This window comes from Streptomyces sp. NPDC014801 (assembly GCF_043082085.1).
Taxonomy (GTDB): domain Bacteria; phylum Actinomycetota; class Actinomycetes; order Streptomycetales; family Streptomycetaceae; genus Streptomyces.
The window spans coordinates 231,728-244,327 of record NZ_JBIBXG010000011.1; the positions used below are offsets into that span (position 1 = coordinate 231,728).

Below are 12,600 nucleotides of genomic sequence, written 5' to 3' on the forward strand. Positions count from 1 at the left end.
GTTCCACGTGACACACGGGAAAGCGCTCAGGGGTGTTCCTCGCGTACCCGCACGCATCGGTGTCCGGATCAGATCGATCCTCACCGCGCTCGCCCTCGTCATCGCCCCCGGCGCCGTAGTGATCGGCACCGCGGGCGACGCCTTCGCCGTCACCAAGATCAGTCACGCCACCGCCACGTCGATGTTCCGCGAGGTCGGCATCACCTGGTCGTCCTCCGGCAACTGCTCCGACCGCTACAACTCCACCTGTACGTCCTTCGAGCAGCTCAACCTCGCCACCGCGCAGGGCGCCCAGACCCTGAAACGGGCCAGCGGGTGCGCGCTCAACATCACCGGCGGCACGGAGACCGGGCACGCCTCCGGCACCTACTCGCACTGGAACGGCTACAAGCTCGACTACGCCAAGTACACCTGCGTCGGGAACTACATCAAGAACACCTTCACCTACATCGGCCTGCGCGGTGACGGCGCCCCGCAGTGGAAGTCCGGCTCCGGCAACATCTACGCCGACGAGGGCAACCACTGGGACGTCCTCTACTACAACTGCGGCGGCTGCTGAGCAAGGCCCCGGACAGGCGTGAACCCCGGCCGTACGGTCCGGGGTTCACGCCTGTGCGGCTCGCCGCGCAACTTCTGTCAGGGCACGGCCCCGGTCAGGGGGAGACCTCCTCCAGCCGGCGCCCCGCCGTCTCCTCCGCGCCGACGCCGGCGACGACGGCCCCGGCCAGGGAGACCGCGGCCAACGTCGAGAACACGGCGCCGACATGACCGCCCGCGTAGACGGCACCGACGACGATGGGGCCGAGGATCACGCCGAGCCGGTTCAGGGCGCCGCCCACGCTGCTGCCCAGGGCGCGCATCCGGGTCGGGAACAGCTCCGGGGTGTACAGGTACAGGCTGATGTTGGAGCCGAAGAAGAACACCGCGGCGAGCGACGTCCACACCAGGACCTGCACCGGAGTGTCCGCGCCGAGGGCGGCGAGGACGCCCAGCACGACGGCCGCGCCGCCCAGGCAGCCGGTGATCACACGGCGCCGGCCGAGGCGGTCGACGGTGAGCGCGGCCACGAGGCAGCCGGCCAGGCCCGCGCAGGAGGTGACCGTGGAGTACAGCAGGGCGTCGGACAGGGTGAGGCCGTAGCGGTTCTTGTAGATCGTGGGCAGCCAGGACGTGATGCCGTAGTTCACGAAGTACCCGGCGAACCACAGGGCGCCGACGACCAGGGTGCGGCGCCGGTAGCGGCCGGTGAACAGGCCGCGCAGACCGGAGGAACGCCCCGCCCCGGTGACCGCCTCGGTGACCGCCTCGGTGGCCGTCCCGGTGATCGCCCCAGGGGCCGTCCCGGTGGCCGGCGCGGGGGACACGGGCTGCTCGGGCACGGGCGGCAGCGGTGCGCCCGTCGCCTTCCGCACGGCCGTCTCGATCCGGGTCATCACCTCGGCGGCCTCGGCGGTCCGCCCGCGGTCGGCGAGCCAGCGCGGCGACTCGGGCACCTTGCGGTGCACGACGACGGCGAGCACCCCGGGGATCGCGGCGAGGCCGTACATCCAGCGCCAGCCCAGCAGCGGAACGACCCAGGCGGCGACCAGCGCGCCCACGGTCAGGCCCGCCGGGAAGACCAGCTCGTACAGCAGGACGAAGCGGCCGCGCCGGTGGCTGCGGGTGATCTCGGCGATGAAGGTGGCGGCCACCGGGACCTCGCCGCCGATCGCCAGGCCCTGCACGAACCGCAGCGCCATGAACACGTCGGGGGAGGGTGAGAAGGCGAGCGCCAGGTTGGCGGCGCTGGAGAGGGCGACGCACAGGGCGATCACCCGGACCCGGCCGATCCGGTCGGCGACCCGCCCGGAGAGCAGGGCGCCGGCGAGCATGCCGAGGGAGCCCACGGTGAGCAGGAGCGTCGCGGCCGAGGTGGTCAGCTGCCAGTCGGCGCGCAGCTCGGGCAGGGCGTAGGCGATCAGGAGCTGGTCGAAGGCCTCGAAGAAGGTGACCGCGCCGACGACGAGCCGCACGGTGACGTGCCAGCGGGACAGGGGGAGTCGTTCGAAGCGGGCGGCTATGGAGGCTCTGATCGAGCTGTCGGGTACTGCTTCGGTCGTCATGCGGTACTCCGCTGGTCACGGGGGCAGGGGGACGACAAGCGCGGGGGAGGGGAGAGCGGGGACGGGGGGAGGATTTTCGGCCAGCGACGCGGGCCAGTGTCGCAGAGCGCACCGGGTCGCACCAGGGCCGACCGCAAACATCAGGTAAGCGCCAAGCTTCTAAGCGCTTAAGTTGTATCGCCCGTCGCCCCGACCCCGTCAAGGCTTGAAGCAGGAGTTTGTTCGCTGATTCTCTCCGCGACACCCCTTGCGCCGCAGATATTTAAGCCCTTAGATTTCTAGCGCTTGCTCAAGCAGCTTCCCCATCCCTGCGTCCAGGAGGCCCCGTATGCTCCGAACTCCCCCGGACGAGGCGCTCGTTGCGGGCCGGTGGCGGCGCGGCGGCGGTGCCCCGGCCCAGACCCTCGACCCGGCGACCGGCATCCCGCTGGCCACCGTGCACGCCGTCACCCCCGACGAGGTCGCCGAGGCGGCCGTCGCCGCGGCGCGGGCCGCCGCCGAGCCCGTCTGGCGCGATCTGCTGCCCCATCTGCGGGCCCGTCTCCTGCACCGCGTGGCCGCCCTCATCGACGACGAGGCCGAGTACCTCGCCGCGCTGCAGACCGCGGACACCGGCAAGGCGCTCACCGAGACCCGTGCCCTGGTCGCCAGCGCCGCCGGCACCTTCCGCTACACCGCCGCCGCGCTGGAGACCGCGGAGGACGCCCTCACCCCGTCCCGCGGCCCCTACGTCACCATGAGCGTGCACGAGCCCATCGGCGTCGTCGGCGCGATCAACCCCTGGAACTCCCCGGTCGCCAGCGACGCCCAGAAGCTTGCCCCCGCGCTCGCCGCCGGCAACGCGGTCCTGCTCAAGCCCGCCGAGTGGACCCCGCTGGTCTCCCTCGCCCTCGGCCGGCTGATCACCCGGGCGCTGACCGAGCACGGTCTGCCCCCGGCCCTGCTGTCGGTCCTGCCCGGCCCCGGCCGCGTCGTCGGCGACGCGATCGTGCGCGACCCGCGGGTCGGCAAGGTCGTCTTCACCGGCGGCACCGCCACCGGCCGCGCGCTCGCCCGGACCGCCGCGGAGAAACTCATGCCCGTCTCCCTGGAACTGGGCGGCAAGTCGCCCACGATCGTCCTGCCCGACGCCGACGTCGAACAGGCCCTCGCCGGGGTCATGTACGGGATCTTCTCCTCCAGCGGCCAGTCCTGCATCGCCGGATCACGCCTCTTCGTCGCCCGCGCCCTGTACGACGACTTCGTCGGCGCCCTGGTCGAACGCGTCCGCAAGCTGCGCGTCGGCCCCGGCACCCGGCCCGACACCCAGGTCGCCCCGCTCGTCCACCCCCGGCACCGCGACAGCGTCGCCGCCTACGTCGACCTCGCCCGCGAGGAGGGCGCCCGCGTGCTGTGCGGCGGAGCCGTCCCCGAGGGCCCCGAGTACGAGGGCGGCGCCTACTACCTGCCCACCGTCCTCGACGGCCTGCCGGGCACCGCCCGCACCTGCCGGGAGGAGATCTTCGGCCCGGTCCTGGTCGCCCTGCCCTACGACGACGAGGACGACCTGGTCCGCCAGGCCAACGACTCCGTCTACGGCCTCGCCTGCGGCATCTGGACCCGCGACCACCGCGCCGCCTGGCGGATCGCCCGCCGGATCGAGGCGGGCACCGTCTGGATCAACACCTACAAGCAGTTCAGCGTCTCCACGCCCTTCGGCGGCATGAAGGACAGCGGCCTCGGCCGCGAGAAGGGGCGCGACGGCATCCGCGCCTACCAGCGCCAGAAGTCCCTGTACTGGGGCACCTCCACCACGCCGCTGCCCTGGGCCGGCTGACCCCGACCGGAGAACCCATGTCCCACCCCACCGCCCCGCCCGGAGCGCCCGTCGCCCACCTGCGCGCCCTGCGCTCCGTCGAACTGCACACCCCGAACTTCGCCGAGGCCACCGGCTTCTACGAGGAGGCCTGGGGCCTGGAGGTCGTCGAGGCCGGCCACAGCGCCAGCTGGCTGCGCGGCACCGGCGAGGAACACCACGCCCTCCAGCTCACCCGCGCCGACCGCATCGGTCTCGGCCGGCTCTCCTTCGCCGTCGCCACCCCCGCCGAGATCGACGAGGCCGCCCGCCGGCTGGAACGCCGCGGCATCCGCCCCGTCACCGCACCCGGCCCCCTCGACCAGGTCGGCGGCGGCTACGGGCTGCGCTTCCACGACCACGAGGGCCGGCTGATCGAACTGTCCGCCGACACCTGGGCGGTCCCGCCACGCGGCCGTGACGACGCCGTCCCCGTCGGCGTCACCCACGTCGTCCTCAACACCCCCGACATCGACGCCTCCGTCGCCTTCTACCGCGAGGTGCTCGGCCTGCGCGTGTCGGACTGGTCCGAGCACCAGATGGCGTTCCTGCGCTGCAACAGCGACCACCACTGCGTCGCCTTCAACCAGGCGCCCTGGGTCTCCCTCAACCACGTGGCCTACGAGATGCGTTCGCTCGACCACTTCATGCGGGGCATCGGACGGCTGCGCCACCACGGCGTCACCCCGCAGTGGGGGCCGGGCCGGCACGGTCCGGGCAACAACACCTTCTCCTACTTCACCGACCCCACGGGCCTGGTGTGCGAGTACACCTCCGAGGTCGCCCAGGTCGTCGAGGACCGCTGGATCTGCAAGGTGTGGCGGCGCGTGCCCGAGCTGTCCGACCTGTGGGGCACCGCCGGACCGCCCTCGCGGCTGATCCGCGCCCACATGGCCGGCACCCCGGACGGCAGCCCCGTCCAGCCCCCGCTCGACGCCGCCGAAGACGGCGGCTCCCTCCCGCCGCCCGCCGACGCCGCGCCCGCCGCCCCGCAAGGAGCCCCCGCATGAACGCCGCCCAGCAAGGAGCCTCCGCATGAACCCCACCCCGCTCAAGGTCGGCCTGGTCGGCTGGGGCGCCATCGGCCGCGTCGTCGGCACCGCCCTCGCCGCGGGCGACATCCCGGGCGCCCGACTGCACTGCGTCGTCGACAACCGGCCGCTCGGTGACGCCACGCCCGCCGAGCAGGTCCCCTTCGAGAACGCGATCGACGCCTGCGACGTGATCGTCGAGGCGGCCGGCCAGGGCGTCGTCCGGGCCTGGGGCGAGCGCGTCCTCACCGCCGGCACCGACCTGCTCGTCGCCTCCACCGGCGCCCTCACCGACGAGGACCTCGCCAAGCGCCTGCTGGCCGCCGGACCGGGCCGGGTGTACTTCACCGGCGGCGCGATCGGCGGCCTCGACCTCCTTCAGGCCGTCCGCGCCCTCGGCCCCCTGCACGACGTACGGCTCACCACCACCAAGCTGCCCGGCACCCTCGAACAGCCCTGGATGGGCGAGGAGTTGCTGCACCGCCTGCGCACCGCGACCGGCCCTGTGGAGGTGCTCGCCGGCACCGCACGGGACATCCCCGTCAGGTTCCCGCGCTCGACCAACGTCGCCGCCTCCGTCGCGCTCGCCGTGGGCGACCTGGACGCCGTCCGCGTCCGCGTCGTCGCCGACCCGGCCGCCGTCCGCACCCGGCACGTCGTCGAAGCCTCCGGCCCCCACGGCGCCTACCGCTTCGAGGTGGCCCACACCCCGGACGCGGACAACCCCGCCACCAGCACCGTCGTGCCGTACGCGGTCCTGCGCTCCCTCGGCGCGATCGCCGGACGCCCGGGACAGATCCTGTGACCGCCGCCGAGGTGCACGTGGAGGAGGCCGGCAGCACCGGGCCGCTGCTGCTGTGCCTGCACGGCATCGGCTCCTCCTCCGCCTCCTTCGCCCACCAACTCCGGGCCTTCGCCGACGAGTTCCGGGTGGTCGCCTGGGACGCCCCCGGCTACGGCCGGTCCCCCGACCCGGGCGGCGCGCTCGGCCTCGACGACTACGCGGACGCGGCCGCCGAGGTGATCCGCGCCCGCGGTGGCAGCGCCCATGTGCTCGGCGTGTCCTGGGGCGGCGTCATCGCCCTGCGGCTCGCCCTGCGCCACCCGGACCTCGTCGCCTCCCTGATCGTGGCCGACTCCAGCCCCGGCTCGGGCACCGACCCCGGCAAGGCCGCCACCATGCGGGCCCGGGTCCCGGAACTGCGGACCCTCGGAGCGCGTGCCTTCGCCGAGCGGCGCGGCCCCCGCCTGGTCTCCGCCGACGCGCCCCCCGCGCTCGTGCGACGGGTCGTCGACATCATGGCCGACGCGGTCCGCCTGCCCGGCTACGCCCACGCCGCCGAGGCCATGGCCACCACCGACCTGCGCGCCGACCTGCCGCGCATCACCGCGCCCACGCTCGTGCTGTGCGGTGACAAGGACCAGGTCACCGGCCCGGACGCCGCCCAGGCCCTGGCCGGTGGCCTGCACAGATCCGCCGGCGTGGTCGTCAAGGACGCCGGCCACCTGGCCCACCAGGAACAGCCCGAGCGCTTCAACGCCTGGGTCCTGGCCCACCTCCACATCGTCACCAACCCCCGCACGGAAGGCTGAACCATCATGCCCCTGACCACCACCGACTACGACAACGGCGGCGACCTCGCGAAGTACACCGATTCGCTGATCGCCAGCCGCGACTCCCGCGAGCCCGACTGGGGCACCCTCTCCTTCCAGGAGAAGGCCGGCCCGCAGTACCGCCGCGCCCAGATCCGCTACGTCGGCTCCGGCGCCACCGGCAACCACGAGCACGACAGCCGGATCATCCCCTCCGGCGGCTTCACCTTCTCCAACATGCTCCTGCCGCCCGGCGCCGAGGGCCCGGCCCACACCCACCACGACGTGGAGGAGGCCTTCTTCGTCCTGGAGGGGCAGGTCCGCGTCGGCATCCACCGCGGCCCCGACGAGGTCGAGTACCGCACCCTCGGCTACCGCGACATGATCGTCGTCCCGGCCGGCGTCACCCGCTCCCTGAAGAACGAGGGCGACACCGACGCGCTGTTCTGCGTGATCATCGGCACGCAGAAGCCGCAGGTGCCGACCTACCCCGAGTACTCGCCGCTGTACGGCGTCACCCGTGACTGACGCGCCGCGCACGGTCGTCGTGACCGGGTCGGGCCGTGGCCTGGGGGAGGCCATGGCCCGCCGGGCCGGCGCCGACGGCCACCGGGTCGTCGTCGCCGAGCTGAACCCCGAGTGGGGCGAGCGCACGGCCGCCGCGATCCGGGCGGCCGGCGGCGCGGCACACTACGTGCCCTGCGACGTGGCCGACCCCGCGTCTGTGGCACAACTCGCCGCAGAGGTCGCCGAGTTCGGGCCCGTCTGGGGGCTGGTCAACAACGCGGCCCTCGCCAACGGCGTCGGCGGCAAGGAGTTCCAGGACATCGACATCGGCACCTGGGACCGTCTGATGACCGTCAACGTCCGCGGTCCCTGGCTCGTAGCCAAGGCCCTGCACCCGCTGCTCGCGCGGCCCGGACGCATCGTCAACATCGCCTCCGACGCCGCCCTGTACGGCTCGCCGCGCCTCGCGCACTACATCGCCTCCAAGGGCGCGGTCCTCGCCCTCACCCGCGGCATGGCCCGCGAGCTCGGCGCACACGGCATCACCGTCAACGCGGTGGCGCCCGGCCTCACCGAGTGCGAGGCCACCGAGACCGTCCCCGCCGCCCGCCACGCCCTGTACGCCGACCACCGGGCGATCACCCGTCCCCAGCAGCCGGACGACCTCGTCGGACTCGTCTCCTTCCTGCTGGGCGAGGAGTCCCGCTACCTCACCGGCCAGGTCATCGCCGTCAACGGCGGCTTCACGATGCACTGACCCCCCGCATAGCCCGCGCAGGTGCCCCCTCCCCGCAGGTGATCCCTCCCCGCACGGATCGCCTCCCGCATTCCCCGAAGAACCGGAGAACCCCATGGATCTGGGTCTCGCCGACCGGACCGTCCTGGTCACCGGCGGCAGCTCGGGCGTCGGCCTGGCCACGGTCCGCGCGCTGCTCGACGAAGGCGCCCGCGTCGCCACCTGCGGCCGTGACGCCGACCGCCTCGCCAAGGCCGCCGCCCGCCTCGGCGCCGGCGACCGGCTGCTGACCGGCGTGTGCGACGTACGCGACGCGGACGCCGTCACCGCCTTCGTCGAGCACGCCGCCCACCGCTTCGGCCGCCTCGACGCCCTGGTCAACAACGCCGGCCAGTCCCGCATGAAGCGGCTCGACGACACCGCTGCCGACGACTGGCGCGACGAACTCGAGCTGAAGTTCGCGGGCGTCCTCAACCCCCTGACCGCCGCCCGCCCCCACCTGCGGGCCTCGGACACGGCGAGCGTCGTCAACGTCAACGCCGTCCTCGCCAAGCAGCCCGAGCCCCGCCTGATCACCACCAGCGCGGCCCGCGCCGGGATCCTCAACCTCTCCAAGTCCCTCGCCACCGAACTCGCCCCCGAGGGCATCCGCGTCAACTCCGTCTGCCTCGGCCTCATCGACACCGGACAGTGGACCCGCCGGCACGCCGCCGCGGACTCCGGCCTGTCCTACGAGGACTGGCAGGCCGAGCTCGCCGCCGACCGGGGCATCGCCCTCGGCCGCCTCGGCCGGCCCGAGGAGGTCGCCTACGCGATCGTGACGCTGCTGTCGCCGCGCGCCTCCTACATCACCGGAACCGCCCTCGACGTCTGCGGCGGAGTCGGCCGCGGCGTCTTCTGAGCCGCCCTCACAGGCACCGAGAGGCCCGCATGACCTACCGCACCGGAGGCGACCTCCTCGTCGCCGTCCTGAAGGAACTCGGCATCGACACGGTCTTCGGCATCGTGTCCGTGCACAACCTCCCCCTCGTCGAGGCCGTCGACCGGGAGCTGCGCTTCGTGCCCGTGAGGCACGAGGCCACCGCCGTCAACGCCGCCGACGGCCACGGCCGCGCCCGCGGCGGCCTCGGCTGCGCCCTCACCTCCACCGGCACCGGCGCCGGCAACGCGGCCGGCTCCCTCGTCGAGGCGCTCGCCGCCGGCACCTCCGTCCTGCACGTCACCGGGCAGATCGAGACCGCGTACCTCGGCGGCGGCCGCGGCTTCATCCACGAGACCAAGGACCAGCTCGGCATGCTCCGCGCGGTCTCCGCGTACGCCGCGACCGTCCCCGACACCGCGAGCGCCGGCCGGCTGCTGCGCGAGGCCGCCGCCGCGGCCCTCGCCACACCCGGCGGACCGGCCAGCGTCGAGTGGCCCATCGACCTGCAGTACGCCACCCAGCAGGACGACGACCGCCCGGCACCGCACACCCCGGTCCCCGAGCCCGATCCGGCGGAACTCGCCGCCGCCCGCGAGGTGCTGGCCGGCGCCCGGCGCCCGCTGATCTGGGCCGGCGGCGGCGCCACCCGGGCCCGGGACGCCCTGCACGACCTGCTCACCGCCACCGGCGCCGGCCTGCTCACCTCCAACTCCGGCCGCGGCGCCGTCCCCGAGGACCACCCGCAGGTCGTCGGCAACTTCGCCACCACACCCGCGGTGCGCGCCCTGCTCGACGACGCCGACGTCCTGGTCACCGTCGGCACCCACTTCCGCTCCAACGAGACCGCCGACTACACGCTGCGGCTGCCCCGGGCCCACCTGCAGATCGACGTCGACGCCGCCGCCCTCGGCCGTGTCCACCCCGCCCGGCACGCCCTGCACGGCGACGCCGCCCGCGTCCTGCCCGAGCTGACCGAGGCCGCCGTACCGGCCGAGGACGGCTGGACCGCCCGCGTCACCGCCGTACGCGAGGAGGTGCGGGCGGCGCTGCGCGACGCGATCGGGCCGCAGGCCGCGATCTGCGAGGCCCTCGCGGCGGCGCTGCCGCCCGGCGCGGTCGTCGCCCGGGACGTCACCATCGCGTCCTCCACCTGGGGCAACCGGCTGCTGCCGGTCCACGACCCGCGCGGCAACGTCTTCCCGCGCGGCGGCGGCATCGGACAGGGCCTCGGCATGGGCATCGGCGCCGCCCTCGCCCGCCCCGACGAGCGCACCGTGGTCATCGCCGGCGACGGCGGACTCGCCGTCCACCTCGGAGAACTGCTCACTGTCGCGCAGGAGCGGCCCCGCCTGCTGCTGCTCGTCTTCAACGACGGCGGCTACGGCGTCCTGCGCAACACCCAGGACCGCTACAGCGACCGCCGCAGCGGGGTCGACCTGGTCACCCCCGACTTCGCCCGGCTCGCCGCCGCCTGCTCCCTGCCGTACGCGCGCATCGCCGCCGAGGCCGACGCCGCAGGGGTGATCCGGGACGCGCTCGCCGCCGGCGGGCCGGTCCTGGTCGAGGTGGACCTCGACGCGCTCGGCCCGATGAAGACCCCGTTCACCCCGCCCGTGAAGATCCCCACCGCGTAGGGAGGCCGTCTGATGAGCGTCACCGAAGAACAGGAACTCGACCTCCTCGTGCGCCGCATGACCTGGGAGGCGGAGGGCGTACTGTCCGTCGACCTGGTCGACCCCGCCGGCAAGCCCCTGCCGGGCTGGGCCCCGGGCGCCCACCTCGACCTGCACGTGGGCGGGTTCGTCCGCCAGTACTCGCTGTGCGGCGACCCCGAGGAGACCGGCGTCTACCGGATCGCCGTCCTCGACGAACCGGCCTCGCGCGGCGGTTCACGCCACGTCCACACCCGGCTGCGCCCCGGCGAGCGGGTGCGCGTCGCCGGCCCCCGCAACCACTTCGCCCTGGAGCCGGCCGCGTCGTACGTCTTCGTCGCCGGCGGCATCGGCATCACCCCGATCCTCGCCATGGCCCGCCGGGCCGACCGCGACGGCATCCCCTTCCGCCTGGTGCACGGGGGCCGCAGCCGCGCCTCCATGGCCTTCGGCGGCGAACTGGCCGCGCTCACCGGCGGCGAGGTCACCCTCGTCCCGCAGGACGAGCAGGGCCACATCGACCTGGACGCCGCCCTCGCCGGACTGCCGGCGGACGCCCTCGTCTACGTGTGCGGACCCGAGCCGCTGCTCACCGCCGTCCAGGAACGCTGCCCGCGGGAACAGCTGCGGCTGGAGCGGTTCGCCGCCCCGGTGGTGGAACGCACCGGCGACGGCACCGCCTTCGAGGTGGAGTGCCGCCGCTCCGGACTGACCGTCACCGTCGACGCGGACACCTCCGTCCTGGACGCGGTGGAGGCGGCGGGCGTGAGCGTGCCCTCCTCCTGCCGCGACGGGATCTGCGGCACCTGCGAGACCCGGGTGCTGGCCGGCACCCCCGAGCACCGCGACTTCCTGCTGTCGGAGACGGAGCACTCCGCGAACGCGACCATGATGATCTGCGTCTCGCGCTGCGCCTCCGACCGCCTCGTCCTCGACCTGTGAACCCCCTGCCCACGACGTCCCCGGAGGCCCCGATGACCGCCGACTGGCCCAGCCTCGACCCGCACCAGTCCCGCACCCACGAGCCCACCCCGTACGAGCTGAAGCTCGCCCGCACCCTCGAGGAGGTCTTCACCCAGGACGGACACGAACTCGCCGACGTGGTCGCCGGCCTCAACGCCCGCCAGGTGCGCACGCCCGACGGCACGCCCTGGACCGAGGAGACCTTCCGCGCCGAGATGCACCGCCTGGGAGCCTGAGATGACCCTGACCACCGACGTCACCGCCGACCACGTCTACGCCCACGGCCTGCGCAACCAGTGGCACCCCGTCGTCCCCTCGCACTTCGTCGAGCCGGGCGGCATGCGCAAGATCACCGCCCTCGGCGAGAACTGGCTGCTCTTCCGCAGGTCCGACGGCACCCTGTCGCTGCTCGCCGACCGCTGCCCGCACCGCGGCGCCCCGCTCTCCCTCGGCAAGCACCTCGGCGACCGCGTCGCCTGCTGGTACCACGGCGTGGAGGTGCGCGGCGACGGCACCGTGTCCTCGGTGCCCGGCCTGCCCGGCTGCAACCTGGAGGGCAAGAAGCTCGTCACCTCCCTGCCGGTGCGCGAGGTGGGCGGCGCGATCCTCGCCTGGTTCGGCGACGAGGAGCACCCGGAGCCGGCCGAGCTCACCCTGCCGGAGCCGCTGACCGACCCGGAGATCGCCTCGTTCCTGTGCTACGCCGAGTGGAACGTGCCGTGGCGATTCGCCATGGAGAACCTCCTCGACCCGATGCACGGCGCGTTCCTGCACCACGAGTCGCACACCATGTACGACGGCGACACCCAGGCCCGCTTCCGCATCCGGGAGACCGAGCGCGGCTACTTCTTCGAGAAGACCGACCAGCGAGGCGTCAACTTCGACTGGGTCGAGCTGTGCCGCACCGGCGTCGACTGGGTCGACCTGTCCATCCCGTACCCGCCCTCGGCGGGCCCCGGCGGCGCCTTCGGCATCGTCGGCATGGCCTGCCCGGTCGACGCGGGGCGCACCGGCGTCTTCTTCTGGCGCTACCGCAAGGTGTCCGGCTGGCAGCGCGACACCTGGCGCTTCCTGTACCGCACGCTCATCGAGGAGCGGCACTGGCAGGTGCTGGAGCAGGACCGGGTGATGCTGGAGGCCATGCCGGCCGACGCCGACCAGCGGGAGAACCTCTACCAGCACGACCTGGGCGTGGTGCGGCTGCGCCGGCTCTACCGGCAGCAGGCGGAGGCCCAGGCGGCACGCTGAGCGCGAGCGGGG

At 73.8% G+C, this 12,600-nt stretch carries 13 protein-coding genes; 12 read left to right on the plus strand and 1 reads right to left on the minus strand.

Annotated elements, in window-relative coordinates:
• Positions 1-7 precede the first annotated feature (7 nt).
• Entirely contained in the window at positions 8-559 is a 552-nt protein-coding gene (locus tag ACF1AL_RS26920) for a hypothetical protein (protein ID WP_366837766.1), read from the plus strand.
• A 94-nt stretch (positions 560-653) separates the two neighbouring features.
• Here ACF1AL_RS26920 and ACF1AL_RS26925 read toward each other — a convergent pair whose 3' ends face one another.
• Complete coding sequence (locus ACF1AL_RS26925) at positions 654-2,102, minus strand: MFS transporter (protein ID WP_391827742.1); 1,449 nt, start codon at positions 2,100-2,102, stop codon at positions 654-656.
• A gap of 328 nt (positions 2,103-2,430) precedes the next feature.
• Here ACF1AL_RS26925 and ACF1AL_RS26930 point away from each other — a divergent pair, with 328 nt between their 5' ends.
• From ACF1AL_RS26930 to ACF1AL_RS26980, 11 genes are all read left to right on the plus strand, one after another.
• On the plus strand, positions 2,431-3,918 hold the full coding sequence (locus tag ACF1AL_RS26930) for an aldehyde dehydrogenase (RefSeq protein ID WP_391820173.1): 1,488 nt from the start codon (positions 2,431-2,433) through the stop codon (positions 3,916-3,918).
• 17 nt (positions 3,919-3,935) lie between these two features.
• The gene (locus ACF1AL_RS26935) at positions 3,936-4,946 is read left to right on the plus strand and encodes a VOC family protein (protein ID WP_391699623.1); all 1,011 of its coding nucleotides are present in this window, start codon (positions 3,936-3,938) and stop codon (positions 4,944-4,946) included.
• 25 nt (positions 4,947-4,971) lie between these two features.
• A complete protein-coding gene (locus ACF1AL_RS26940) occupies positions 4,972-5,772 on the plus strand; it encodes an aspartate dehydrogenase domain-containing protein (protein WP_391699621.1) in 801 nt (266 codons plus the stop codon).
• Positions 5,769-6,560 (plus strand): alpha/beta fold hydrolase, encoded by a 792-nt coding sequence (locus ACF1AL_RS26945; protein WP_391699619.1) that lies wholly within the window; start codon positions 5,769-5,771, stop codon positions 6,558-6,560. Before ACF1AL_RS26940 ends, ACF1AL_RS26945 begins: the two co-directional genes overlap by 4 nt.
• A 6-nt stretch (positions 6,561-6,566) precedes the next feature.
• Entirely contained in the window at positions 6,567-7,088 is a 522-nt protein-coding gene (locus ACF1AL_RS26950) for a cupin domain-containing protein (protein ID WP_391661596.1), read from the plus strand.
• The gene (locus ACF1AL_RS26955; RefSeq protein WP_391699616.1) at positions 7,081-7,824 is read left to right on the plus strand and encodes an SDR family oxidoreductase; all 744 of its coding nucleotides are present in this window, start codon (positions 7,081-7,083) and stop codon (positions 7,822-7,824) included. The genes ACF1AL_RS26950 and ACF1AL_RS26955 overlap by 8 nt, the downstream gene beginning before the upstream one ends.
• A 94-nt stretch (positions 7,825-7,918) precedes the next feature.
• Positions 7,919-8,704: an SDR family oxidoreductase gene (locus ACF1AL_RS26960; RefSeq protein WP_391820172.1), complete on the plus strand. Its 786-nt coding sequence runs from the start codon at positions 7,919-7,921 to the stop codon at positions 8,702-8,704.
• Positions 8,705-8,733: 29 nt separating this feature from the next.
• On the plus strand, positions 8,734-10,359 hold the full coding sequence (locus ACF1AL_RS26965) for a thiamine pyrophosphate-binding protein (protein WP_391827744.1): 1,626 nt from the start codon (positions 8,734-8,736) through the stop codon (positions 10,357-10,359).
• Between the two features lie 12 nt (positions 10,360-10,371).
• Positions 10,372-11,319 (plus strand): PDR/VanB family oxidoreductase, encoded by a 948-nt coding sequence (locus tag ACF1AL_RS26970; protein ID WP_391827746.1) that lies wholly within the window; start codon positions 10,372-10,374, stop codon positions 11,317-11,319.
• A 32-nt stretch (positions 11,320-11,351) separates the two neighbouring features.
• Entirely contained in the window at positions 11,352-11,576 is a 225-nt protein-coding gene (locus tag ACF1AL_RS26975) for a recombinase-like helix-turn-helix domain-containing protein (protein WP_391778366.1), read from the plus strand.
• 1 nt (position 11,577) lies between these two features.
• Positions 11,578-12,588: a Rieske 2Fe-2S domain-containing protein gene (locus ACF1AL_RS26980; protein WP_391827748.1), complete on the plus strand. Its 1,011-nt coding sequence runs from the start codon at positions 11,578-11,580 to the stop codon at positions 12,586-12,588.
• Positions 12,589-12,600: the final 12 nt, after the last annotated feature.

Bases quoted from the DNA above. Each gene is read 5' to 3' on its own strand.
- ACF1AL_RS26925 (WP_391827742.1), bottom strand. From the start codon at position 2,102: ATGACGACCGAAGCAGTACCCGACAGCTCGATCAGAGCCTCCATAGCC.
- ACF1AL_RS26950 (WP_391661596.1), top strand. From the start codon at position 6,567: ATGCCCCTGACCACCACCGACTACGACAACGGCGGCGACCTCGCGAAG.
- ACF1AL_RS26940 (WP_391699621.1), top strand. From the start codon at position 4,972: ATGAACCCCACCCCGCTCAAGGTCGGCCTGGTCGGCTGGGGCGCCATC.
- ACF1AL_RS26980 (WP_391827748.1), top strand. From the start codon at position 11,578: ATGACCCTGACCACCGACGTCACCGCCGACCACGTCTACGCCCACGGC.
- ACF1AL_RS26935 (WP_391699623.1), top strand. From the start codon at position 3,936: ATGTCCCACCCCACCGCCCCGCCCGGAGCGCCCGTCGCCCACCTGCGC.
- ACF1AL_RS26960 (WP_391820172.1), top strand. From the start codon at position 7,919: ATGGATCTGGGTCTCGCCGACCGGACCGTCCTGGTCACCGGCGGCAGC.
- ACF1AL_RS26930 (WP_391820173.1), top strand. From the start codon at position 2,431: ATGCTCCGAACTCCCCCGGACGAGGCGCTCGTTGCGGGCCGGTGGCGG.
- ACF1AL_RS26970 (WP_391827746.1), top strand. From the start codon at position 10,372: ATGAGCGTCACCGAAGAACAGGAACTCGACCTCCTCGTGCGCCGCATG.
- ACF1AL_RS26975 (WP_391778366.1), top strand. From the start codon at position 11,352: ATGACCGCCGACTGGCCCAGCCTCGACCCGCACCAGTCCCGCACCCAC.
- ACF1AL_RS26965 (WP_391827744.1), top strand. From the start codon at position 8,734: ATGACCTACCGCACCGGAGGCGACCTCCTCGTCGCCGTCCTGAAGGAA.